The following is a 24,324-nucleotide window of genomic DNA, read 5'->3' on the forward strand; positions in this document are numbered from 1 at the left end:
TATGCCAGTGCCTATCGATAAAAGGAAACACGTCATGCCTGATCGCAAAAAACTGGAAGAACAGGTCGAGATCCTGCGCGGGCAGTTGGAACAGGAACCGCCGCTGTCGGAAGAAAAGCGTGAAGCGCTGGAAGCCTTGATTGCCAAGTTTGAATTACAACTCGAACTTGAGCCTGCCACTCAAACACCCAGTATTTCCGACGATGTCAATCAAGCGGCCATCGAGTTCGATGCTGAGCACCCGGTCATTTCCGGAACATTGCGCAATATCATGAACACGCTGGGCAGCATGGGGATCTAATACAGTCCCCCGCCCAGCACAGAAGCAAAATGTGGGAGCTGGCTTGCCTGCGATAGCGATCATTAAGTCATCCATCAGGTGACTGATACACCACCATCGCAGGCAAGCCAGCTCCCACATTTGATTTACGTGATAGCTACTGGCGAGCCAGCCGCACATTCTGGAACGCCACATCCTCAGTACTGCGGTACGGGTTGATATCCAACCCACCCCGCCGCACATACCGCGCATACACCGTCAACGTCTCCGGCTTCAGCAAGCGCTGCAAGTCCAGGAAGATGCGCTCCACACACTGTTCATGGAAGTCCGAGTGCTGGCGAAAGCTCACGATGTATTCCAGCAGGCTCGCGTGATCCAGCGCCGAACCCCGATATTCCACCACCACACTGCCCCAGTCCGGCTGGCTGGTCACCGGACAGTTGGATTTGAGCAGGTGGCTGTGCACGCTTTCCTCGACCACGCGCGAGGCATCGCAGCGCAGCAGTTCCGGGCGCGGATGCTCGTAGTTGCTGACGCTGATATCCAGATCATCAATGCACACACCCGGCAAAGCCATCACCCCTTCTGCCTCGATCTCGGCCAGGCTGCGGATACGCACGCTCACAGGCGCACCGGCAGCGGCGCTGAGGTCGGTGCGCAAGGTCGCTTCCAGGCTTGCCGCATCGGCAAACGCGGTCTGGTTCAACGAGTTGAGGTACAGCTTGAACGACTTCGACTCGATGATATTCGGCGAGTCGGCCGGGATGCTGAATTCGCCGATGGCCACCACCGGCTTGCCCGACGGCAACAGCCAGGACAGCTCAAAGCAGTTCCAGAAATCCACGCCCTTGTAAGGCAGGGTCTCGGCGCTCAGGCCCAGTTCGGCCCATTTGGCGGCACGCGGGATCGGGAACAGCAAAGACGGCGTGTAGGTGGAGATGTATTCACTGGACTTGCCCAGCGGCGAATGTTCGGCTGCGGGATGCATGGCGGAAACCTGGCTAAATAAACCGCGCCAGTCTACCAGCCTTTGCCCTCGCGCCTAAGCGCCAGCGGATCAATCGACGTTAAGCGTGCCGAGCATGCCCGCCTGGTAATGCCCTGGAAGGTTGCAGGCAAACTCCAGGCCCGTGGCCTTGGTGAACGTCCAGGTCAGCTCGGCGGTTTTGCCGGGTTCGACCAACACGCTGTTGGGATCGTCGTGTTTCATCGCACCATGGCCCATGGCGCTGTGGTCCATCTTGCCCATGCCAGTGGCGGTAAGCATGCCGCTGGCCTGCATCTGCAGCATTTCCTTCTGGTGCTCGGCATGCATCGCCGCGTCGCCCAGGTTGAATTCGTGCAATAACTGGCCTTTGTTGACGAGCACAAAGCGCACTGTCTCACCGGCTTTCACGTCAATGGACTTGGGCGAAAAGGCAATGTCCTGCAGGGTCACTTCTACGGTCCGCGTGGCCTTGCTGGCGGGCGCAGCTTCGCCGAACGCGTAGGTGTGTGCAGCATCGGCCACGGCATCAAAACTCAACGCCAGCAGGCAACCCGCGAGCAACAGGGGTGTACGCAATGCCATCTCTTCTCTCCAAAAATATCTGACTGACCTGGGGCACACTCTAAGAGTGCGCTGCTGCCAGCCAACTGACTGCTAGATTACAACTTTGTCAGGTTGTCCCCCTGCCCTGACACCCAAGGTATAAAGCCGTCGTCACCCGTTGCCAAGAGCTGCCCATGAAACTGCTGATCGTCGAAGACCAACTCAAAACCGGCCAATACCTGCGCCAGGGCCTGACGGAGGCGGGTTTTACCACCGAACTGGTGGCCGAAGGCACCAGCGGCCAGCACCTGGCACTGACCGGCGACTACGACCTGTTGATACTTGATGTGATGCTGCCTGGCCGTGATGGCTGGCAGATCCTCCAGGCCGTGCGCACTGCCGGCCTGGACGTCCCGGTGCTGTTCCTGACCGCCCGCGACGCCGTGGAAGACCGTGTACACGGCCTGGAGCTGGGCGCCGACGACTACCTGGTCAAACCCTTCGCCTTCTCCGAGCTCTTGGCGCGCGTGCGCAGCCTGTTGCGCCGTGGCAGCAGCACGCCGCAGGAAACCGCGCTGCAACTGGCCGACCTGCGCCTGGACCTGATCCGTCGCCGTGTCGAGCGGGACGGCCAACGCATCGACCTGACGGCCAAGGAGTTCTCCCTGCTCGAACTGCTGCTGCGCCGCCAAGGCGAAGTGCTGCCCAAATCGCTGATCGCCTCCCAGGTGTGGGACATGAATTTCGACAGCGACACCAACATTATCGAAGTGGCGATCCGCCGCTTGCGCCTGAAAGTCGACGACAACTTCCCGAATAAACTGATCCACACCGTACGCGGCATGGGTTATGTGCTGGAGGAGCGCGTCAATTGATCAAGCGCCTGTCCCTGGCCAGCCGCCTGGCGTTGCTGTTTGCGGCCTGCACGGCGGTGGTCTCGCTGATCGCGGGCGTGCTGTTCAACCGGGCCAGCGAGGCCCACTTCATTGAGTTGGACCAGCAACAACTCGACAGCAAGCTGGTGAACCTGCGCAGCACCTTACAGGGTGTCGACTCGCCACAGGTGTTCGCGCAACGTGAAACCCAACTGCGCGCCGAGCTCAATCGCCAACCTGACCTGGCGCTGCGCATTACCGCCCAAGGCCAGCGTTGGTTCGACGGTGCGCCCGGCGTCAATCTGCCCACCGCACCCGGCCTGCACAGCCTGCAAAACGCCGGCACCGACTACCGGGTCTACAACGCGCCGTTGCGGGCAAGCCAAGCGGACTCGCCACAGCTGACCCTAGTGCTGGATATCACCCACCACCAGCACTTCCTGCAGCGTATGCAGCATTTGATCTGGCTCACCGTCGGCCTGTCAGCCCTGGCCACCGCCCTGCTCGGCGCCTGGGCCGCCCGCAGTGGCTTGCGACCGTTACGGCGCATGGGGGAAGTGGCCGCGAGTGTGTCGGCCCATTCCTTGACCCAGCGCCTGCCCCAGCAACACATGCCAGTGGAACTGGCCGAACTGGCCCAAACCTTCAACGCCATGCTTGGCCGCCTGGACGATGCCTTCCAACGCCTTTCGGCCTTCTCCGCCGACATCGCCCACGAACTGCGCACGCCGTTGTCGAACCTGCTCACCCAGACCCAGGTGATCCTCACCCAGCCACGCCCGCTGGAGGATTATCGCGAGGCGCTGCACAGCAATCTGGAAGAGTTGCAATGGATGGCGCAGTTGGTCAATGACATGCTCTATCTGGCCAAGGCGGATCATGGGTTGCTGATGCCCAAGCGCGAGCCTTTGGCGCTGGCCGATGAAGTCGATGCGTTGCTGGAGTTTTTTGCGTTATTGGCCGACGACGCCCAAGTCAGCCTGGTGCGCGAAGGCACAGCCCACACGATGGGTGATCGCGGCATGTTGCGCCGCGCATTGTCGAACCTGCTTGATAACGCCCTGCGGTTTACCCCGCCGGGCGGTGAAGTGCGGGTACGCATGCAAGACGGCGTGACCCTCACGGTCGAGAACACCGGCGAAGGTATCCCTACGCAGTTGTTACCGAGGTTGTTCGATCGGTTCTACCGGGCGGACCCGGCTCGGCATGAAGGCAGCAGTGAACATGCGGGATTGGGACTGGCGATTACCCAGTCGATTGTGCGGGCGCATGGGGGGAGGATTTATGGTGAATCTGAGGCGGGGTGGACAAGATTTGTAATTGAGTTGCCTACCGGAGATTGATGCAAGCCGGGCCGGCCTCTTCGCGAGCAAGCCCGCTCCTACATTTTGATTTGTGAATACATTCAAATGTGGGAGCGGGCTTGCTCGCGAAAGCGGTGTTGAAGTCTACGAATATCTCAGGGCATGCGCCGGCTCAATCTTCGCCGCCCGATACGCCGGGTAAATCGTCGCCAGAAAGCTCAACACAAACCCGGCCGTGCAGATCAGCAGCACATCCCCACCCTGCAGTTCCGAAGGCAGGTTGCTGACAAAATACACATCCGAACTGAAGATATGCTGCCCGGTGACGCGCTCGACCCAGCCCACCAGCTCACTCACGTTCAGCGCCGCAATCACGCCCAGGATGCCGCCGATCAAGGTGCCAACGACACCAATCACCGTGCCCTGCACCATGAAAATCGCCATGATCTGCCGTGGTGTGGCGCCGATGGTGCGCAGGATCGCGATGTCCGCACCCTTATCGTTCACCACCATGATCAAGGTCGCGATGATGTTGAACGCGGCCACGGCGACAATCATCAGCAACAGCAGGCCGATCATGGTCTTTTCCATCTTCATCGCGCTGAACAGGCTGCCCTGGGTGTGGGTCCAGTCATCAGGCTTGTAGCCCGTGCCCAGGCTGGCGGCAATGTCCGCCGAGACCTTGGGCGCCGCGTACAGGTCTTTCACCGCCAGGCGCACGCTTTGCACCTGGTTCGGCTGCCAATGCTGGATCTCTGCGGCGTCGGCCATGTGGATCATGGCCATGGAGCCATCCAGCTCGGCACCGACCTTGAAGATGCCGACCACGTTCAAGCGCTGCATGCGCGGGGTGATGCCACCCGGCGCCGTGCTGATTTCCGGCACGATCAGGGTCAGCTTGTCGCCCACATTCAGGCGGAAGCGCCGGGCCGTGATTTCGCCGACCACCACGCCGAACTCGCCGGGCTTCAAGTCATCCAGTTTGCCGCGCACGATGTGCTGGGCCACGATCGACACCTTGCCTTCCTGCGCCGGATCGATGCCGCTGATCTCAATCGGCTGCATGGCGCCCTTGTAGGAGAACATGCCGTCCATCTGCGTGAAAGGTACGGCGGCAGTCACTTCCGGATTCTTCATCGCGGCAGCAGCCACCGGCTGCCAATCGTCAATCGGGTTCACGCCGACGATGGTCGCGTGCGGCACCATGCCGAGAATGCGCGAGCTCATTTCGCGCTGGAAGCCATTCATCACCGACAACACCACGATCATCGCCAACACGCCCAGGGCGAGGCCGATCATCGAAGTCATCGAGATAAACGAGACAAAACGGTTGCGGCGCTTGGCGCGGGTATAGCGCGTGCCGATAAAAATCGATAACGGTCTGAACATTCGCGTGCACCGCCTGAAAAAATGAAAAAACCCGGCGCTTGAAGCACCGGGCTTGAAACGGGTCAGATGGCGACCAGATGACCTTCCTGCAGGTGCAACACGCGGTCCATCTGGCGGGCCATGCTCATGTCATGGGTCACCACCAGGAACGCGGTGCGCATCTGGGTGCTCAGTTCCAGCATCAAATCCTTGATGCCCTGGGCGGTGTGGGAGTCGAGGTTGCCGGTGGGCTCGTCGAGCATCACCAGCCCTGGGTTGTTCACCAGGGCACGGGCAATCGCCACACGCTGGCGCTCGCCGCCGGACAGTTCCGCCGGCTTGTGCTGCAGGCGATGGCCGAGACCAACGCGCTCCAACAGGGCCTGGGCACGCTGGCGGGCTTCCGGGATCGCGGTCTTGCCGATCAACAGCGGCATGCACACGTTCTCCAGGGCGGTGAACTCTGGCAACAGATGGTGAAACTGGTACACAAAGCCCAGCGAACGGTTGCGCAGTTGGCCACGGGCCTTTTCACCCAAGGCCGACAGTTCTTCACCGGCCAGCCACACGCTGCCCTGGGACGGCGTATCGAGGCCGCCCAACAGGTTCAGCAAGGTACTTTTGCCGGAGCCGGAACTGCCGACGATCGCCACGCGCTCGCCCGGATGCAGTTCAAGCTGCAGGTTGGACAACACCACCACCGATTCCGGGCCTTCCTCGTAGGATTTGCCCAGGTTGCGGCAGCTCAGGATTGCTTTTTCACTCATGCCCGATTCACTCATAACGTAAGGCCTGTGCTGGCTGGGTACGTGCCGCGCGCCAGGCTGGATACAGGGTGGCAAGGAAACTCAGGACCAACGCAGCGCCGCCCACCATCAACACGTCCTGGGCCTGAACCTGGGACGGCAAGTAGTCGATGAAGTAGACGTCGGCGTTGAGAAACTTATGGCCGATCAGGGTTTCGAGGCCGGCGATGGCGGCACTGACGTTCAGCGCGGCCAGAATGCCCACGGCCGTGCCGATCAAGGTGCCGACTACGCCGATCACGGTACCCTGCACCATGAAGATCGCCATGATCTGCCCCGGCGTGGCGCCGAGGGTACGCAGGATGGCGATATCGCCCTTCTTGTCGTTCACCACCATCACCAGCGTGGAGATGATGTTGAAGGCGGCCACGGCGACGATCAGCAGCAACAGCAGGCCAATCATGGCTTTTTCCATGCGGATGGCCTGGTAGAGGTTGCCGTGGGTACGGGTCCAGTCGCGGGCGTAGTACTGGGACTCGCCCAAGTGCTGGGCGATTTCCCAGGCGCCGCGCGGCGCGTCGAACAGGTCGTTGAACTTCAGGCGCAGCCCCTGCACCTGGTCCGGCTGCCAGCGATGCAGGCGGGCCAGGTCGGTGAGGTTGGTCAGGCCGAGGTAGCCGTCGATCTCGCCGGCGCCCACGTGGAAGGTGCCCACCACGGTGAAGCGCTTCATGCGCGGGAACATGCCGGCCGGGGTCACGGTGACTTCCGGCGCGACGAAGGTCAGCTTGTCGCCGAGGCCCACGCCGAGCTTGGCCGCGGCCTTGTCGCCGATGATGATGCCGAAACTGCCGGGCGCCAGGTCGTCAAGTTTGCCTTGCAGCATGAACTTGTCGATGATCGAGACGTTGCGCTCCTGGGCCGGGTCGATGGCATTGAGCAGGATCTTCTGCACCTTGCCGTCATTGGTCAGCAACCCCTGCATCTGGGTAAAAGGCGCAACGGCCAGCACCTTGGGGTTCTGCTTGACCTTGTCGGCCAGGCTTTGCCAGTCACTGATGGGCGCATCGCCCTCGATGGTCGCGTGGGGCACCATGCCCAGCACGCGGGTGCGCATCTCATGATCGAAGCCATTCATCACCGACAGCACCACGATCATCACGACCACGCCCAAGGCGAGCCCGATCATCGAGGTGAGAGAAATGAACGACACAAAATGATTGCGGCGCTTTGCACGGGTATAACGCGTGCCGATAAATACGAAGAGAGGTCTGAACATGTCGGGGCTTGTTCGGAGGAAAAGAAGACGTCCCGGTGGCGGGGTCTGGTAAGCAGCTTTACACTCAGACCATTACCGTTACCTGGGGTTCGCCATGTCGACATTAGATGAAGAAGAGCGCCGCGAATACTACCGTATCGACGACATGATCGCACTCCAAATCAAAAGCCTGTCTGCCCCCGAAGCAGCGAGCAAGGAAGTGTTGCTGGATGATTCACCGCTGTTCAATCTGCTCAGCGAACTGCACCTGAGCGAATTCGAAGCCCAGCACCTGCTGCGCCAGCTCAGTGAGAAGGACCGCACCCTCGCCGCCTTCCTGCGGGTGCAGAACAAACGCCTGGACCTGCTCAGCCAGATCATGGCGCGCGGCCTGTTGGATGAGGTCGGCGCACCGCAGCCGGTGATCATTTCCGAAGGCGGCATCGATTTCCAACACCCAACCCCCCTGCCGGCCGGTGCCCACCTGGCGGTCAAGCTGGTGCTGATGCCCCAGGCGCTCGGCCTGCTGCTGCGCGCGCGGGTCACCCATTGCGACCCCAAGGGCGGCGGCTTTGACGTCGGCACCGAATTCGAATCCATGACTGACGCCCAACGCCAACTGCTGGCGCGCTACATCCTGCAGAAACAGGCCCAGGAACGGCGCCTGGCGCGGGAACAGAGCGACGCCCAAGACACTTGAACTCTCGAATTCACCCTGCCGGACGACCTGGCATAAAGGAGCAACTGTGACCCTGATCTACGGCCACCGCGGTGCCAAAGGCGAAGCACCGGAAAACACCCTGACCAGCTTCCAGGAGTGCCTCAAGCACGGCGTACGCCGCTGCGAACTGGATTTGCACCTGTCCATGGACGGCGAGCTGATGGTCATCCACGACCCGACCCTCAAGCGCACCGCCGACCGACGCGGCAAAGTCGTCGAGTACTCGGCGGCCGACCTGGTGAAGATGGACGCGCGCAAAGGCGGCCCGGGCTGGGTCAAGCCGTGCCCGATCCCGCGCCTGGAGGAGCTGTTCGAAACGTGCGATTTCGATCACTGGCAGTTGGAAGTCAAAAGCGCTTCGCGCACCCGGGCCGCCACCACCGTGTTGGCGATCCGCGAAATGGCCGTGCGCTTTGGCCTGATGGACAAAGTCACCGTCACCTCAAGTTCGCGGGAAGTATTGAAAGCAGCGGTTGAGCTCACACCCGACTTGTCACGCGGGCTGGTCGCCGAATACGCCTGGCTCGACCCGCTGAAAGTCGCGCAGAACTATGGCTGTGAGATTCTGGCGTTGAACTGGACGTTGTGCACCCCTGAGCGACTGGAAAAAGCCCAGCGCCAGGGCTTGCACGTGTCCGTGTGGACAGTCAACGAACCCGCGCTGATGCGCAGGCTCGCCGACTTCGGCGTAGATAGCCTGATTACAGACTTTCCCGGTTTGGCCACTGCCACTCTCGGGAATTACTGAAATCGGTCTCCCCGGCCGGCTCAGGCCACCGGCCGGAGCCGCTCAAAAAAGCCGGTTGAGGCCGTCGTAGGCCGCTACCCGATAGGCTTCTGCCATGGTCGGGTAGTTGAACGTGGTGTTGACGAAGTACTTGAGGGTATTGAGCTCACCCGGCTGGCTCATGATCGCCTGGCCGATGTGCACGATCTCCGACGCCTGGTAGCCGAAGCAATGCACGCCGAGGACTTCCAGGGTTTCACGGTGGAACAGGATCTTCAGCATGCCTTGCGGCTCACCGGCGATCTGCGCACGCGCCATGCTCTTGAAGAACGCCTTGCCCACTTCGTAAGGCACTTTGGCCTTGGTCAGTTCGTGCTCGTTCTTGCCGATCGAGCTGATCTCGGGAATGGTGTAGATCCCGGTCGGCACGTCGTTCACGTAGCGCCAGCTGCCATTGTCGACGATGCTGCCAGCGGCTGAACGGCCCTGGTCATGAGCGGCACTGGCCAGGCTCGGCCAGCCGATCACGTCACCGGCACCGTAGATGTTGGTCACGCAGGTGCGGTAGTTCTCGTCCACCTCGATCTGGCCACGGCTGTTGACCTTGACCCCGATGTTTTCCATGCCCAGCTTGTCGGTGTTGCCGGTACGGCCGTTGCACCACAGCAAGGCGTCGGCCTTGATCTTCTTGCCGGACTTGAGGTGCAGGATCACACCGTTGTCCAAGCCTTCGACCCGCTCGTACTCTTCGTTGTGGCGCACGGTGATGTTGTTGTTGCTGAAGTGGTAGCTCAACGCCTGGGAGATTTCCGAGTCGAGGAAGCTCAGCAGCTGGTCGCGGTTGTCCACCAGTTCTACCAGTACACCCAGGCCACTGAAGATCGAGGCGTATTCACAGCCGATCACACCGGCGCCGTAGATGATCAGTTTGCGCGGGGTGTGGCCCAGGCTCAGGATGGTGTCGCTATCGTAGATACGCGGGTGGTGGAAATCGATATCCGCCGGGCGATACGGGCGCGAACCGGTGGCGATGATGATGTGCTTGGCCACCAGCTTCTCGACCACGCCATTGGCGCAGACCACTTCGACGGTTTGCTCGTCGGCGAAGCTGCCGGTGCCGAAGAACAGGTCGACGCGGTTACGGGCGTAGTAGCCAGTGCGCGAGGCGACTTGCTTGGAGATGACTTTCTCGGCGCTTTTGAGCACGTCCGGGAACGAGAACCAGCGCGGCTCACCAATGGCCCGGAACATCGGGTTGGTGTTGAACTGCATGATCTGGCGCACCGAGTGACGCAAGGCCTTGGACGGGATGGTACCCAGGTGGGTGCAGTTACCGCCGACCTGGCGACGGCTATCGACCATCGCCACCTTGCGCCCTGCTTTCGCGGCGTTCATCGCCGCACCTTCTCCAGCCGGGCCGGAACCCAGTACCACCACGTCGTAGTTGTAGACAGCCATGCGTACTCCTCAGAACAGGCCAGGCGTACGGTTGGACGCCGGGCTAAATCATGCCGCGGCCAGCGGTCATGAAGGACAATTTGGCTCAAGTGTGTGAACCGGGGCACAGTCTATATAAGGCTCAACGCCGCGAACATTAACCCTTGGTCGCGTCGTAGGCCAGTCTTGCCTTTACTACACCATCAGGAAATTGCAATTACACTGCCAGCAAGCCCCTTTGCAGGACTGGCCATTATGCGACATGTCGCTTTCTGTTTATTGCTGATGCTGTCGATCACAGTGCACGCCAATGAGGCGGACCGTCTGAAACAAGCCGATTTCCCGGCGCAGTCACAGCAACTGACCCTGAAAAACCAGGCGGTGCTCACCTACCTCTGGGCGGATGTCTACGCGGCGGCGCTGTACGCCCCGTCCGACCTGAGCGCCAAGCAGGCTTGGGCGCAACAAAAAACGCTGCGCCTGACGCTGTACTACTTCCGCGACATCGACCGCAATGATGTGATCAAAGCCGCCACTGCCACGCTGCAGCGCCAGCAGGCCAGCGCCCGGTTGAAGCCCGAGATAGACAAACTGCACGCCAGTTTTCGCGATATCCGCAGCGGCGATCGGTATGCCCTGGATTTTCATCCGGGACGTGGTTTGAACCTGGAGATCAATGGGCAGGTGGTGTTCAGCAGTCGTGACGATGAGCTTGCCAGGACCTACCTGAGCCTCTGGCTGGCGCCTAATGGGCTGTCCGAACGCTTGCGTACCCAGTTGCTCAATTGAAGATTTGCGCTGGCTGAACGACCGCCTTCGCGAGCAAGCCCGCTCCCACATTTAACCGCGCGCGCCCTGAAGACACCCGGTCGAATGTGGAAGCGGGCTTGCTCGCGAAGAGGCTATCACAACCATAAAAAAGCCCCGAACCAGTCGGGGCCTTCTCATTCAACGCTAATGCTTAGCGCGGAAACGCAGGCGGGTTGACCCCGGCCATGTCTTCCATCACGCGAACCACCTGGCAGCTGTAGCCGAACTCGTTGTCGTACCAGACGTACAGCACAACGCGGTTGTCCTGGGTAATGGTCGCTTCGGCGTCCACCACACCGGCGTGGCGCGAGCCAACGAAGTCGGTGGAAACCACTTCCTGGGAATTGACGAAGTCGATTTGCTTGTGCAGATCGGAGTGCAGCGCCATGTAGCGCAGGTACTCGTTCATCTCTTCGCGGGTGGCGGCTTTCTCAAGGTTCAGGTTGAGGATGGCCATCGACACGTTTGGCGTCGGAACACGGATCGCGTTACCGGTCAGCTTGCCGGCCAGCTCAGGCAGGGCCTTGGCAGCGGCAGTGGCAGCACCGGTCTCGGTGATCACCATGTTCAACGCGGCGCTACGACCACGGCGATCGCCCTTGTGGAAGTTGTCGATCAGGTTCTGGTCGTTGGTGTACGAGTGAACGGTCTCGACGTGGCCGTTGACGATACCGAACTTGTCATTTACTGCCTTCAGCACCGGCACGATGGCGTTGGTGGTGCAGGAAGCGGCGGACACGATCTTGTCGTCGGCGGTGATTTCAGTGTGGTTGATGCCGTGAACGATGTTCTTCAGCTTGCCCTTGCCAGGCGCGGTGAGGACAACGCGATCAACACCTGGGCAGGCCAAGTGCTGGCCCAGGCCTTCGGCGTCACGCCATACGCCGGTGTTGTCCACCAGCAGGGCGTCCTTGATGCCGTATTGGGTGTAATCCACCTCGGACGGGTTCTTCGCGTAGATCACCTGGATCAGGTTACCGTTGGCGGTGATGGTGTTGTTTTCTTCGTCGATGACGATGGTGCCGTTGAACGGACCGTGTACCGAATCGCGGCGCAGCAGGCTGGCACGCTTGGTCAGGTCGTTCTCGGCGCCTTTGCGCACCACGATGGCACGCAGGCGCAGGCCGTCGCCGCCACCGGTTTTTTCGATCAGGATGCGTGCCAGCAGGCGGCCGATACGACCGAAGCCGTACAGCACCACGTCGGTGCCTTTGCGGGCGGCGGCGTTTTGCTGGCCAACCACATCGGCCATTTCTTCACGCACGAACTGCTCGGCGGTACGGCCGGCGCCTTCCTTGCGGAATTTGTAGGCCAGTTTGCCCAGGTCTACCGACGCCGCGCCGAGCTTGAGCTCGCTCATGGCCTTGAGCAGTGGGAATGTTTCGTGGACGGAGAGTTCGCTGTCGTCGGCAGAGCGATGGCGTGCAAAGCGGTGGGCTTTGAGAATCGCGATGACGGACTGGTTGATCAGGCTGCGGCCATAGATCGAGCTCACCACATTGTTATTGCGGTACAGCTGACCGATAAGCGGGATCATCGCTTCTGCGAGTGCTTCACGGTCGATCCATTCACCAAGACACTGGTCGGGCTTCTGAGTCACGGGAACCTTCCACATGTAGGGGCTGAAAAAAGGGGCTACATTATGCCGCCCGACCGCCCTCGGAGCAATGCGCGTCCTACAACAAAAACCCCTTGCCAAAAAATACCGCCCCGCTACAGCCCAGTAAATACGCGGGTTCCAGAAGGCCACTCGTTGGGGAAGGCTGTCGACTTGTCCGTAACCCTCCTAAACAATCGCGCATTTGGGCACTACATATTGAGTCAAAACACGCCATTGTTTGTCTTAGCCACTACATTTCATACAAACCGTAATAGGCTCAGTCAGAAACTGACAGGCGGCACCTTGGGCCGTTACAATTACCGACTTTGTCGCAACGCTTGGAGCTCAACCTTCCGTGCCCGTTCTGCGTCTACCGCTTCTCCCTGCCGCGGCAGGTAAACAGCACTGGGGCAACCTGCCCGGTGCCGCCCTGAGCCTGGCCATTGCCGAGGCTGCCAGCGCAGCCAAGCGCTTTACCCTGCTGCTCACCGCCGACAGCCAAAGCGCCGAACGGTTGGAGCAGGAGCTGAGCTTCTTCGCCCCCGATTTGCCGGTGCTGCATTTCCCAGACTGGGAAACCCTGCCCTACGACCTGTTCTCGCCACACCAGGACATCATCTCCCAGCGCATCGCCAGCCTGTACCGCTTGCCGGAACTGGCCCACGGCGTGCTGGTGGTGCCGATCACCACGGCCCTGCATCGCCTGGCGCCGACCAAGTTCCTGCTGGGCAGCAGCCTGGTGCTGGATATCGGCCAGAAGCTCGATGTGGAGCAGATGCGCACGCGCCTGGAAGCCAGTGGCTACCGTTGCGTCGACACCGTGTACGAGCACGGCGAGTTTGCCGTGCGCGGTGCGCTGATCGACCTGTTCCCGATGGGCAGCAAGTTGCCCTACCGCATCGATCTGTTCGATGACGAAATCGAGACGCTGCGCACCTTCGATCCGGAAAACCAGCGTTCCATCGACAAGGTGGACTCGGTCAAGCTGCTGCCTGCGCGGGAATTCCCGCTGCAAAAAGACGCGGTCACCCGCTTCAAGGCGCGCTTCCGTGAACGCTTCGACGTGGACTTCCGCCGCTGCCCGATCTTCCAGGACCTAAGCAGCGGGATTACTCCCGCCGGTATCGAGTACTACCTGCCGTTGTTCTTCGACGAGACCTCCACTCTGTTTGATTACCTGCCTCAGGACACCCAAGTGTTCTCGCTGCCGGGTATCGAGCAAGCGGCGGAGAACTTCTGGAACGACGTGCGTAACCGTTATGAAGAACGCCGCGTCGACCCATCCCGTCCTCTATTGCCGCCCGCCGAACTGTTCCTGCCGGTGGAAGACTGCTTCGCACGCCTGAAAAACTGGCCGCGCGTGGTCGCCAGCCAGCAGGATGTCGACACCGGTGTCGGCCGCGAACGCTTCCCCGCGGGCACACTGCCCGACCTGGCGATCCAGGCCAAAGCCACGCAACCGCTGGAAGCGCTATCCAACTTCCTCGGCGACTTCCCAGGCCGCGTGCTGTTTACCGCCGAGTCTGCAGGCCGTCGCGAGGTGCTGCTGGAGCTGCTGGAGCGCCTGAAGCTGCGACCGAAAACCGTCGACAGTTGGCCGGATTTCGTCAAGAGCAAAGAGCGCCTGGCAATCACCATCGCGCCGCTCGATGAAGGCCTGTTGCTGGATGATCCGGCCCTGGCGCTGATCGCCGAGAGCCCGCTGTTCGGCCAGCGCGTGATGCAACGTCGCCGCCGCGAAAAACGCGCCGACGCCAACAACGACGCCGTGATCAAGAACCTCACCGAGCTGCGTGAAGGCGCGCCGGTGGTGCACATCGATCACGGCGTCGGCCGCTACCTGGGCCTGCAGACCCTGGAGATCGACAACCAGGCCGCCGAATTCCTCACCATGGAATACGCCGAGGGCGCCAAGCTCTACGTGCCGGTCGCCAGCCTGCACCTGATCGCGCGCTACACCGGCAGCGACGACGCCCTGGCGCCGTTGCACCGCCTGGGTTCCGAAACCTGGCAGAAAGCCAAGCGCAAAGCCGCCGAGCAGGTGCGCGACGTCGCCGCCGAATTGCTCGACATCTATGCACGTCGCGCCGCCCGTGAGGGTTACGCCTTCGCCGACCCGAAAGCCGACTACGCCACCTTCAGCGCCGGCTTCGCCTTCGAAGAAACCCCGGACCAGCAAACCACTATCGAAGCGGTGCGTGCCGACATGCTCGCGCCCAAGCCCATGGACCGCCTGGTGTGCGGCGACGTGGGCTTCGGCAAGACCGAAGTGGCGATGCGCGCCGCCTTTATTGCAGTGCACGGCGGCAAGCAAGTCGCGATCCTGGTGCCGACCACCCTGCTCGCCCAGCAGCACTACAACAGCTTCCGCGACCGCTTTGCCGACTGGCCAGTGACCGTGGAAGTGATGAGCCGCTTCAAATCGGCCAAGGAAGTGAATGCCGCCATCGCCGATTTGGCCGAAGGCAAGATCGACATCGTCATCGGCACCCACAAGCTGCTGTCGGACGATGTGAAGATCAAGAACCTGGGCCTGGTGATCATCGACGAAGAACACCGCTTTGGTGTGCGCCAGAAAGAACAGCTCAAGGCCCTGCGCAGCGAAGTCGACATCCTCACCCTCACCGCCACGCCGATTCCGCGCACGCTGAACATGGCGGTGTCGGGCATGCGCGACCTGTCGATCATCGCCACGCCGCCGGCACGCCGTTTGTCGGTGCGCACGTTTGTGATGGAGCAGAACAAAAGCACGGTCAAGGAAGCACTGCTGCGCGAATTGCTGCGCGGCGGCCAGGTGTATTACCTGCACAATGACGTGAAGACCATCGAGAAATGCGCCGCCGACCTCGCCGAACTGGTGCCGGAAGCGCGTATCGCCATCGGCCATGGGCAGATGCGCGAGCGCGAACTCGAACAGGTGATGAGCGACTTCTACCACAAGCGCTTCAACGTGCTGATTGCCTCGACCATTATCGAGACCGGCATCGACGTGCCGAGCGCCAACACCATCATCATCGAGCGCGCCGACAAGTTCGGCCTGGCGCAGCTGCACCAGTTGCGCGGCCGGGTCGGGCGCAGTCACCACCAAGCTTATGCCTACCTGCTGACGCCGCCGCGCCAGCAGATCACCTCCGACGCGGAAAAGCGCCTGGAAGCCATCGCCAACACCCAGGACCTGGGCGCCGGTTTTGTATTGGCCACCAACGACCTGGAAATCCGTGGTGCCGGCGAGCTGCTGGGCGACGGCCAGAGCGGGCAGATCCAGGCGGTGGGTTTCACGCTGTATATGGAGATGCTTGAGCGCGCGGTGAAAGCCATCCGCAAAGGCGAGCAGCCGAACCTCGATCAACCGCTGGGCGGCGGGCCAGAAATCAATCTGCGCTTGCCCGCGTTGATTCCCGAGGATTACCTGCCCGACGTGCATGCGCGACTGATCCTGTACAAACGCATCGCCTCGGCCACCGATGAGGAAGGCCTCAAGGACCTGCAGGTGGAGATGATCGACCGCTTCGGCCTGCTGCCGGAACCGACCAAGAACCTGGTGCGTCTGACCCTGCTCAAATTGCAGGCCGAGCAGTTGGGCATCAAGAAGGTCGACGCCGGGCCGCAAGGTGGGCGCATCGAGTTCGAAGCACAGACACCGGTGGACCCATTGGTGCTGATCAAGCTGATCCAGGGCCAGCCCAACCGCTACAAGTTCGAAGGGGCTACGCTGTTCAAGTTCATGGTGCCGATGGAACGTGCCGAAGAACGCTTTAATACATTGGAGGCGTTGTTCGAGCGCCTCATCCCGAAATCTGCTTGAAGGACGCCCCAATGCGCCTGTTCCGCATTTTGAGCCTGTTGTTGGTGGTAGCGGCACCTGCGGCGTTCGCCGACAGCCCGTACCAGGTTGAAATGATCCTGGTGCGCCAGAATGCGGAGCCGGTGATCAACAGCCGCCCCGCCCCGGAAAACTGGGATGCCGGCGCAGTGCGCCTGGGCGACAAGTTGAGCCCGCCGCGCCTGAGCAATATCGTCGACAAGCTGCGAGCCGACTCCAGCTACACCGTGCTGGCGCACAAGGCCTGGGAGCAAAACCTCGGCGAGCAACCGGTCAAAGTCGCCATCACCGACGGCCAGGAGCAGTTCGGTCAGTTTCCCATCGAGGGCGTGTTGAGCCTGCAATTGGGGCGCTTTACCGACATTGATGCAAACTTCTGGATCAACCAGTTCGACGCCAATGGTAGCGTGATCGCCAGCGAGCACTTGAGCCAGACCGACGTGCGCACCAAGAACAACCAACTCAACTACCTGGACGGCGGCCACCTGGCGCTGCTGATCAAGATCACCTCGCTGACCGCCAAGCCCCCCAGCGCACCGCCGCCCGACATTCAGGACTGATCCAGCGCCATGCCCCTGACGTCGTCGCTGACCAAACCCCTGGCCCCTTCGTGGGCCAATCGCTTCAAAGAGCAAAGCCTGGAGCGCGGGCGACGTTATGCCCTGGAGAACCGCGTGCGCATCGTCGAGTCCGGCGACAGCACCATCGTCGCCAGTTGCGAAGGCTCGGGCGGCAACGTCTACCGGCAGACCATCTCGCTGCGCGAGTCGGCCAAGGGCACGCTGATCCTGGTGGACAGCCGCTGTACCTGCCCGGTGCACACCAACTGTAAACACATCGCGGCGGTGCTGCTCAAGGTCCAGGAAACCCTGGCTTACCCAGCCGCCGCACAGGATGCCGAGCTGCTGGAAAAACTCCAGGCCGTACTGGAAAACCGCGTGGCGTTGCCGCAGGTGGTCATGGAGGACGTGGTGCCCGTGCCACGCCTGTGGCTCGCCAGTGTCGAGTTCAGTGCATTTGAGCCACGCAACGGCAAGATGCAGCGCTACATCCAGCACCGCGCGGCGTTATCGTTCAACTACCTGGGCAACTATGTCAGCGGGCAGAAAAACGCCGATATCATCGTGCGCCAGGACACCCAAAGCCTGCGCATCAAGCGCCATCCGGAGCTTGAACAGCCGTACCGAGAACAACTGCGCCTGTTGGGTTTCAAGATCGCCACGCGCCAGAGCAAGGCGCTGCCGGAAAGTGCTGGCGAGTTGTTCGAGATGGTCAATGACAGTGCCTGGCTGAACTTCACCCTCAATGCCTCGCCGACGTTGAGGGCCGAGGGCTGGGAGCTGCAGATCGATGAGGATTTCGGCTTCGACCTGAGCGCCGTCGATGACTGGTACGCCACCGTCGATGAAGGCCCGGAGCGCGACTGGTTCGACCTGGAGCTGGGCATTATCGTCAACGGTGAGCGGCTGAGCCTGTTGCCGATCCTGCTGAACCTGATGCGCTCCCACACTGAGATCCTCAACCCGGAAAAACTCGCACGTCGGCGCGATGATGAACTGATCCTGGTGAACATCCCCGGCCTGCCGAACGGCGGCCATGGTCCGCTGCAAGTCGCCCTGCCCTACGGCCGCCTCAAACCGGTGCTGGCTACCCTCGGCGAGTTCTACCTGCAGGACGCCGGCACCACCACGCTGCGCCTGGCCAAGGCCGATGCAATTCGGTTGAACCCACTCGAAGACCTGCCGCTGCAATGGGAAGGTGGCGAGAAGATTCGCAACTTTGCCCAGCGCCTGCGGGATATCAAGGACTTCACCTGCGTGGCGCCCGAGGGGCTGAACGCAACTTTGCGCCCGTACCAGCTGGAAGGCTTGAGCTGGATGCAGTCACTGCGCCAGCTTGATGTCGGCGGGATTCTCGCGGATGACATGGGCTTGGGTAAAACCCTGCAAACCCTGGCGCATATTCTTACGGAGAAAGCCGCCGGACGCCTGGACCGCCCGTGCATGGTGGTGATGCCCACCAGCCTGATTCCCAACTGGCTCGATGAGGCGGCGCACTTCACCCCGCAACTCAAGGTGTTGGCCCTGTATGGCGCGGCGCGTAAGAAACACTTTGCCAACCTGAACGACTACGACCTGCTGCTGACCACCTACGCGCTGCTGCCCAAGGACATCGAACACCTCGCGGCCGTGCCCCTGCATGTGCTGATCCTCGATGAGGCCCAGTACATCAAGAACCCGTCCAGCAAAGCGGCCCAGGCGGCGCGCGAGCTGAATGCACGGCAGCGCCTGTGCCTGAGTGGCACGCCACTGGAAAACCACTTGGGTGAGCTGTGGTCGTTGTTTCATTTCCTGCTGCCGGGCTGGCTGGGCGACGTGAAAAGCTTCAACCGCGATTACCGCGTGCCCATCGAAAAACGCGCCAGTGACGTGCGTTTGCAGCACCTCAACGGTCGGATCAAACCTTTCCTACTGCGCCGCACCAAGGAACAGGTCGCCACGGAATTGCCGCCCAAGACCGAGATTATTCACTGGGTCGACCTCAATGAAGCCCAGCGCGACGTTTACGAAACCATGCGCCTGGCCATGGACAAGAAAGTGCGCGACGAGATCACCCGCAAGGGTGTCGCACGCAGCCAGATCATCATTCTTGAGGCGCTGCTGAAACTGCGTCAGGTGTGCTGCGACTTACGCCTGGTCAACGAAGCCACCCTGCCCGCCCGTGGCAGCAGCTCGGGCAAACTCGACAGCCTGATGGAAATGCTTGAAGAGCTGTTTGAAGAAGGACGGCGGATCCTGTTGTTTTCGCAGTTCACCTCGATGTTGAGCCTGATCGAAGTCGAGCTTAAAAAACGCGGAATTGCCTACGCGCTGCTGACCGGCCAGACCCGCGATCGGCGCACGCCGGTAAAGGACTTCCAGAGCGGCAAGCTGCAAATTTTTCTGATCAGCCTGAAGGCCGGCGGTGTGGGCTTGAACCTGACCGAAGCCGACACGGTGATCCACTACGACCCATGGTGGAACCCGGCCACGGAAAACCAGGCCACCGACCGTGCGTATCGCATCGGGCAAGAGAAGCCGGTGTTCGTCTACAAGATGATTGCCCGAGGCACGGTGGAGGAGAAAATCCAGCACCTGCAGAAGGAAAAATCCGACCTGGCGGCGGGTGTGCTGGATGGGCGGACGACGGGAGATTGGCAGTTGGGCAATGAGGACATCGAGGCGTTGTTTGCGCCGCTGCCGAATAAGCAAGAAAAGCGCTGACTTCCAGACCGCCTTCGCGAGCAAGCCCGCTCCCACACTTGACTGCATTCCAAAGCTGGAACTCGGTCGAATGTGGGAGCGGGCTTGCTCGCGAAGGCCGCGCCGCGGTGTTCAGCCAATCAGTTGAGCATCCCGCAACGCCGTCAGCGCCGCCAGCCAACGCGGATCCTGCTTGTAGTCCGTCGAAGCCATTGCCTGCCCACGCATCCGCGCAATGCGCGCCGACGGTGTGACCTTCATCCGCTGTGCCGCACTCAACGCCAACTCAGCCGCCGCACGATCGTTGCACACCAGCCCCATATCGCAACCGGCCGTCAGCGCCGCTTCAATGCGGCTGGCTGCATCACCGACCACATGTGCACCCGCCATGGACAGGTCATCACTGAAAATCACCCCATCGAACTGCAACTCACCGCGCAGGATGTCCTGCAACCAGCGGCGCGAGAAGCCGGCAGGCTGGGCGTCGACTTGCGGGTAGATGACATGGGCAGGCATGACGGCGGCCAGTTGCCGGCTCAAGCGTGCGAAAGGCACCAGGTCGTTGGCACGAATCTCTTCCAGGCTGCGTTCGTCATTGGGAATCGCGACGTGGGAATCGGCCTCGGCCCAACCATGGCCCGGGAAGTGTTTACCGGTGGCGGCCATGCCGGCGCTGTTCATGCCACGGATGAACGCGCCCGCCAGCACGGCAGCACGCTCAGGGTCGCCTTCGAAGGCGCGGGTGCCGACTACGGCGCTGCGTTGATAGTCCAGATCGAGTACCGGGGCGAAGCTCAGGTCCAGGCCCACGGCCAGCACTTCAGTGGCCATGATCCAGCCGCACTGCTCGGCCAGGAATTGCGCGTTGGGGTTATCCGCCAGCGCACGCATGGCCGGCAGACGTACAAAGCCCTGGCGCAGGCGCTGCACGCGACCGCCTTCCTGGTCGACGGCCAACAGCAGGTCCGGGCGCACGGCACGAATCGCCGCGCTCAACTCCCGCACTTGGCGCGGATGCTCGATATTGCGCGCGAAAATGATCAGGCCACCCACTTCAGGCTGGCGCAGCAGGTGGCGATCCTCGGCCGTCAGCCAGGTACCGGCAACGTCGACCATCAAAGAGCCTTGCAGGGCAGCAGTCATAAAACTTCCTTATAGAACGCACACAACCCGTTGCCCTCACCAGGCACAGTGAGCACAACGGGTTGTGAGTAAATAGCTGAATTCGGCATGGGCCGCTAGCTTAGCGGATGCAAGCGGCTGCGCACACCCGGGTCGGTCAAACCTTGGCGGGGACTGGCACGGATTTGCTGCGCGGGCGCAATTGGGCTGCGGCCATGGCCGGGTCGGTCACGCCGGTCTCGGCACGCATGCCAGCCGCCAGGAACGGCACCATCAGGCGCATGACCTGCTCAATGGAGGTGTTCACGCCGAAATCGGTTTCGGCAATGGCCCGCAACGCCTTGATCCCGGACATGCTGAACGCGGCGGCACCGAGCATGAAGTGCACACGCCAGAACAGTTCGATAGGCGGAATACGCGGGGCGGCCTCGTTGACCAGCAACATGTAGCGACGAAATACCTTGCCGTACATGTCTTCCAGGTAACGCCGCAGGTGACCCTGGCTCTGGCTGAACGCCAGGCCTAGCAGGCGCATGAAGATCGACAGGTCGTTGCCGCTGCGGGGCTGAACCACCAACGCTTGTTCGACGAGGATTTCCAGCAGGTCTTCCAGTGTCGGCTTGTGGTCGGCCTTGGCCTGGCGACGCTCGAGCTCACGGTCAAGGCTGGCGCAGAAGGGCCCCAGGAAGCGCGAGAACACCGCCTGGATCAGGGCTTTCTTCGAGCCGAAATGGTAGTTCACGGCAGCCAGGTTGACCCCAGCCTTGCTGGTGATCAGCCGCAATGAAGTTTCAGCAAATCCTTTTTCCGCGAACAACTGCTCGGCAGCATCGAGAATGCGTTCAACGGTTTCCGACTGGGCCATGGCTACTCCGCCTGACAAACACTTGTTTGAAACATACGTTTCAGGTTGTGTCTTGTCAAGCCTGCGGGTCCGCTTTCCGGCTGGGCAGTCATGTATTTCATCGCTATTTAATCACATCACCAGCGGTCTGTAGGCAGCGCTATCTCTACGTTGTAGGAAGCGCGTCCGATGACCGTCCAGCGGAGTCATGGAAAAGGATGATTGCCAAGCGCAGTTCACTGTATATAATCCCAGTCACTGTATAAAAAGACAGAGCGATCAACATGCTAAAACTGACGCCACGCCAAGCTGAGATTCTGGCTTTTATCAAGCGCTGCCTCGATGACAACGGCTACCCGCCGACGCGAGCGGAAATTGCGCTGGAACTGGGGTTCAAGTCCCCCAACGCCGCCGAGGAACACCTCAAGGCCCTCGCTCGCAAAGGCGCGATCGAGATGACCCCCGGTGCTTCTCGCGGTATTCGCATCCCTGGCTTCGAAGCCAAGGCCGACGAATCGACCCTGCCGATCATCGGCCGTGTCGCTGCCGGTGCGCCGATCCTGGCGCAGCAGCATGTCGAGGAGTCCTGCAACATCAACCCCACCTTCTTCCACCCTCGCGCCGACTACCTATTGCGGGTCCATGGCATGAGCATGAAGGACGTGGGCATCTTCGATGGCGACCTGCTGGCCGTCCACACTACCCGCGAAGCCCGTAATGGCCAGATCGTCGTTGCCCGTATCGGCGACGAAGTCACCGTCAAACGCTTCAAGCGCGAAGGCAGCAAGGTCTGGCTCCTGGCCGAGAACCCTGAGTTCGCCCCGATTGAAGTGAACCTGAAAGATCAGGACCTGGTGATCGAAGGCTTGAGCGTCGGCGTCATTCGCCGCTAAAGGAGGCATCATGCAGCTCGTGCACACCCCACAACACACACAACTGTCGCTGTTCGAGGCCTTCATGGCCCAACCCCTTGCGCCCATTCTCAAGGAAACGATCGAAGCGCCCTGGAGCGCCGAGCCTGAGGCGTTCAGTGAATTGTCGTTGCGCGGTGCAGCTGGGAGCTGCCTGAGCCTGCTGGCGCCGATCCTTCGCGAATTGAGCGAAGAGCAGGACGCCCGCTGGCTGACGCTGATCGCCCCACCCGCCAGCCTGACCCAGGCCTGGCTGCGGGACGCCGGCCTCAACCGTGAGCGTATCCTGCTGCTGCAACCACGCGGTGCGCAAAGTGCCCAGCAGTTGACCTGCGAAGCCCTGCGCCTGGGCCGTAGCCATACTGTGGTGAGCTGGTTGAACCCGCTGAACGCTGCGGCCAAGCAACAGCTGATCAGCGCCGCGCGTACGGGCGATGCTCAGAGCTTGAATATTCGATTGGGTTGAGTGCCTGATCGGCCGAAGTCCTGTGACATGCAGGCTTCTGTGGTGAGCGGGCTTGCCCCACGCTGGGCTGCGAAGCGGCCCCAAAACCAAGCACCGTGGAATACCTGATGTACTGCGTCAATCTATTTAAGGCTGCTGCGCAGCCCAGCGCGGGGCAAGCCCGCTCACTACAAGCAAGCTAGCTCACCAGAGAAGCCTGTCTAAACACCCCAGACTCCTTCACCACAGGGCTCAGTGAAGAACCCGCGGCCCTTCGTCTTTCTCCGGCTCGCCTTCAGCCAGGCGACCTGCCATCTGCACACCTACGCTCAACATGGCTTTGGCCACTTCCACGTGCTGGCCCTGCAGGAACACTTTGGCGTCCTCGGAAAAATCCAGAATGACCAGAGAACCCTCGTCCTCAGCCCGGCGCAACTCGATTCGGCCGTCAGGCAACTCAACAATTTCCAGAAAGGACGTCGGCATAAAAGTCTGTTCTCCACGAAAGGCCGGGATTATATCAGTCATCCACCCAGCCCCGCAGAGGATCTGAACAGGTTTGTTGACAGCTTGATGAATGGTCGCCGGCTTCGATGGCTACAACGCGTTGCGCCTCACACTCCGAGATACCTGCATCGCCGGCAAGCCGGCTCCTACGAGGAGATCAGCATTCGTTCAGGCCTTCGCGAAAGCGCAGCGCCATCTTTTTCAGTTCCTGACGCCAGCCCTCCAGCTCTTCACGGCTCAACGGCTTGGGTTCTTCCTCTTCCACCGCAACCGCCACGATCAGCGGCTGCGTCACATCGCCCTTGGGCACATGCGGAATACGCGGTGGCTGGAACATATCCGCATGCGCCTTGAGCAAACGCGCCACCCAACTGTCAGGGCTTTGCGCCATTTCGACCAGCTCGGCCAGCTCAGGAATCGCCATCGAATCCAGCACTTCGCGATTCATGATCATTTCCGCACGCGGCGAACCGGCCTGGGGCAGGCGGTAAAACCCGGCGATTTCATGGCACAAGCCCAGCAAGGCGCCGTAAAGGTGGAACAGCGCCGCTTCACGCCCTGCCTGGACCAGCGCGATGGCGTTCATCTCCTTCCCTTCCTCGGCACGGCCAAGGGCTTCCAGGGACAAACCCGCGAAGTAAATTTTCTGATTGGTACGGGTATAGAGTTCGTTGGCCATGACGGCAATCTCCACAACGAATAAGCGTGATGCTGGCTTAACAGTGTCAAGGATCAGCCGAGCGCACTGCAAGCGCAAAAAAAGGCCGCCTATG

22 protein-coding genes are annotated in these 24,324 nt (G+C 61.2%); 11 read left to right on the forward strand and 11 right to left on the reverse strand.

Going from position 1 to position 24,324, the window contains the following annotated elements:
• The first annotated feature begins 34 nt into the window (after window positions 1-34).
• Entirely contained in the window at window positions 35-301 is a 267-nt protein-coding gene (locus CWC48_RS02470) for a DUF4404 family protein (protein WP_034102566.1), read from the forward strand.
• A gap of 136 nt (window positions 302-437) precedes the next feature.
• Here the strand turns inward: CWC48_RS02470 and queF are convergent, their stop codons facing one another.
• Window positions 438-1,268 carry an NADPH-dependent 7-cyano-7-deazaguanine reductase QueF gene (queF, locus tag CWC48_RS02475; RefSeq protein WP_100491274.1) on the reverse strand — a complete coding sequence of 277 codons (831 nt, stop codon included), beginning with the start codon at window positions 1,266-1,268 and terminating at the stop codon, window positions 438-440.
• Window positions 1,269-1,337: 69 nt separating this feature from the next.
• Window positions 1,338-1,850: a plastocyanin/azurin family copper-binding protein gene (locus tag CWC48_RS02480; RefSeq protein ID WP_100491275.1), complete on the reverse strand. Its 513-nt coding sequence runs from the start codon at window positions 1,848-1,850 to the stop codon at window positions 1,338-1,340.
• 155 nt (window positions 1,851-2,005) lie between these two features.
• On the opposite strand from CWC48_RS02480, the gene CWC48_RS02485 reads away from it, so the two are divergent.
• A complete protein-coding gene (locus tag CWC48_RS02485; protein WP_100491276.1) occupies window positions 2,006-2,686 on the forward strand; it encodes a heavy metal response regulator transcription factor in 681 nt (226 codons plus the stop codon).
• Window positions 2,683-4,029, forward strand: coding sequence for a heavy metal sensor histidine kinase (locus tag CWC48_RS02490; RefSeq protein ID WP_100491277.1), 1,347 nt, complete (start codon window positions 2,683-2,685; stop codon window positions 4,027-4,029). Before CWC48_RS02485 ends, CWC48_RS02490 begins: the two co-directional genes overlap by 4 nt.
• A 105-nt stretch (window positions 4,030-4,134) precedes the next feature.
• Here the strand turns inward: CWC48_RS02490 and CWC48_RS02495 are convergent, their stop codons facing one another.
• The 3 genes from CWC48_RS02495 to CWC48_RS02505 all read right to left on the reverse strand — a co-directional run bounded on the left by CWC48_RS02495 (window position 4,135) and on the right by CWC48_RS02505 (window position 7,383).
• Window positions 4,135-5,379 carry a lipoprotein-releasing ABC transporter permease subunit gene (locus CWC48_RS02495; RefSeq protein WP_078047440.1) on the reverse strand — a complete coding sequence of 415 codons (1,245 nt, stop codon included), beginning with the start codon at window positions 5,377-5,379 and terminating at the stop codon, window positions 4,135-4,137.
• A 62-nt stretch (window positions 5,380-5,441) separates the two neighbouring features.
• Complete coding sequence (lolD, locus tag CWC48_RS02500; RefSeq protein ID WP_177409467.1) at window positions 5,442-6,125, reverse strand: lipoprotein-releasing ABC transporter ATP-binding protein LolD; 684 nt, start codon at window positions 6,123-6,125, stop codon at window positions 5,442-5,444.
• 7 nt (window positions 6,126-6,132) lie between these two features.
• Window positions 6,133-7,383 (reverse strand): lipoprotein-releasing ABC transporter permease subunit, encoded by a 1,251-nt coding sequence (locus CWC48_RS02505; RefSeq protein WP_078047438.1) that lies wholly within the window; start codon window positions 7,381-7,383, stop codon window positions 6,133-6,135.
• A 94-nt stretch (window positions 7,384-7,477) separates the two neighbouring features.
• Between CWC48_RS02505 and CWC48_RS02510 the strand changes: the two genes are divergently transcribed.
• Window positions 7,478-8,062, forward strand: a complete 585-nt coding sequence (locus CWC48_RS02510) for a PilZ domain-containing protein (protein ID WP_078047437.1) — start codon at window positions 7,478-7,480, stop codon at window positions 8,060-8,062.
• A gap of 46 nt (window positions 8,063-8,108) precedes the next feature.
• Window positions 8,109-8,831, forward strand: a complete 723-nt coding sequence (locus CWC48_RS02515; RefSeq protein WP_025856983.1) for a glycerophosphodiester phosphodiesterase — start codon at window positions 8,109-8,111, stop codon at window positions 8,829-8,831.
• Between the two features lie 42 nt (window positions 8,832-8,873).
• Here CWC48_RS02515 and sthA read toward each other — a convergent pair whose 3' ends face one another.
• Window positions 8,874-10,268, reverse strand: a complete 1,395-nt coding sequence (gene sthA, locus CWC48_RS02520) for a Si-specific NAD(P)(+) transhydrogenase (RefSeq protein ID WP_078047436.1) — start codon at window positions 10,266-10,268, stop codon at window positions 8,874-8,876.
• A 234-nt stretch (window positions 10,269-10,502) separates the two neighbouring features.
• Between sthA and CWC48_RS02525 the strand changes: the two genes are divergently transcribed.
• Window positions 10,503-11,036 carry a chalcone isomerase family protein gene (locus CWC48_RS02525; RefSeq protein WP_100491278.1) on the forward strand — a complete coding sequence of 178 codons (534 nt, stop codon included), beginning with the start codon at window positions 10,503-10,505 and terminating at the stop codon, window positions 11,034-11,036.
• 172 nt (window positions 11,037-11,208) lie between these two features.
• Here the strand turns inward: CWC48_RS02525 and CWC48_RS02530 are convergent, their stop codons facing one another.
• The gene (locus tag CWC48_RS02530; protein ID WP_078047434.1) at window positions 11,209-12,672 is read right to left on the reverse strand and encodes a glyceraldehyde-3-phosphate dehydrogenase; all 1,464 of its coding nucleotides are present in this window, start codon (window positions 12,670-12,672) and stop codon (window positions 11,209-11,211) included.
• Window positions 12,673-13,012: 340 nt separating this feature from the next.
• Between CWC48_RS02530 and mfd the strand changes: the two genes are divergently transcribed.
• Genes mfd through CWC48_RS02545 form a run of 3 tightly spaced genes read left to right on the forward strand, consistent with a single transcriptional unit; the run spans window position 13,013 to window position 19,743 of the window.
• The gene (gene mfd / locus CWC48_RS02535) at window positions 13,013-16,462 is read left to right on the forward strand and encodes a transcription-repair coupling factor (protein ID WP_078047433.1); all 3,450 of its coding nucleotides are present in this window, start codon (window positions 13,013-13,015) and stop codon (window positions 16,460-16,462) included.
• 11 nt (window positions 16,463-16,473) lie between these two features.
• The gene (locus tag CWC48_RS02540; RefSeq protein WP_100491279.1) at window positions 16,474-17,040 is read left to right on the forward strand and encodes a CsiV family protein; all 567 of its coding nucleotides are present in this window, start codon (window positions 16,474-16,476) and stop codon (window positions 17,038-17,040) included.
• Between the two features lie 9 nt (window positions 17,041-17,049).
• A complete protein-coding gene (locus CWC48_RS02545) occupies window positions 17,050-19,743 on the forward strand; it encodes a DEAD/DEAH box helicase (protein ID WP_100491280.1) in 2,694 nt (897 codons plus the stop codon).
• A gap of 111 nt (window positions 19,744-19,854) precedes the next feature.
• On the opposite strand, the gene nagZ is transcribed toward CWC48_RS02545, so the two are convergent.
• Together nagZ and psrA are read right to left on the reverse strand one after the other, a co-directional pair.
• Window positions 19,855-20,853, reverse strand: a complete 999-nt coding sequence (nagZ, locus tag CWC48_RS02550; RefSeq protein WP_177409521.1) for a beta-N-acetylhexosaminidase — start codon at window positions 20,851-20,853, stop codon at window positions 19,855-19,857.
• Between the two features lie 148 nt (window positions 20,854-21,001).
• Window positions 21,002-21,709, reverse strand: a complete 708-nt coding sequence (psrA, locus tag CWC48_RS02555; RefSeq protein ID WP_100491282.1) for a transcriptional regulator PsrA — start codon at window positions 21,707-21,709, stop codon at window positions 21,002-21,004.
• Between the two features lie 263 nt (window positions 21,710-21,972).
• On the opposite strand from psrA, the gene lexA reads away from it, so the two are divergent.
• Both lexA and sulA read left to right on the forward strand, forming a co-directional pair.
• Window positions 21,973-22,581 carry a transcriptional repressor LexA gene (gene lexA, locus CWC48_RS02560; protein ID WP_003172575.1) on the forward strand — a complete coding sequence of 203 codons (609 nt, stop codon included), beginning with the start codon at window positions 21,973-21,975 and terminating at the stop codon, window positions 22,579-22,581.
• Window positions 22,582-22,591: 10 nt separating this feature from the next.
• The gene (gene sulA / locus CWC48_RS02565; protein ID WP_012722849.1) at window positions 22,592-23,065 is read left to right on the forward strand and encodes an SOS-induced cell division inhibitor SulA; all 474 of its coding nucleotides are present in this window, start codon (window positions 22,592-22,594) and stop codon (window positions 23,063-23,065) included.
• A 231-nt stretch (window positions 23,066-23,296) separates the two neighbouring features.
• Here the strand turns inward: sulA and CWC48_RS02570 are convergent, their stop codons facing one another.
• A complete protein-coding gene (locus tag CWC48_RS02570) occupies window positions 23,297-23,530 on the reverse strand; it encodes a hypothetical protein (RefSeq protein ID WP_014717511.1) in 234 nt (77 codons plus the stop codon).
• A 178-nt stretch (window positions 23,531-23,708) separates the two neighbouring features.
• On the reverse strand, window positions 23,709-24,230 hold the full coding sequence (locus tag CWC48_RS02575; RefSeq protein ID WP_058425064.1) for a DUF6586 family protein: 522 nt from the start codon (window positions 24,228-24,230) through the stop codon (window positions 23,709-23,711).
• Between the last annotated feature and the right edge of the window lie 94 nt (window positions 24,231-24,324).

It is taken from the genome of Pseudomonas sp. S10E 269, from assembly GCF_002798465.1.
Lineage (GTDB): Bacteria > Pseudomonadota > Gammaproteobacteria > Pseudomonadales > Pseudomonadaceae > Aquipseudomonas > Aquipseudomonas pergaminensis.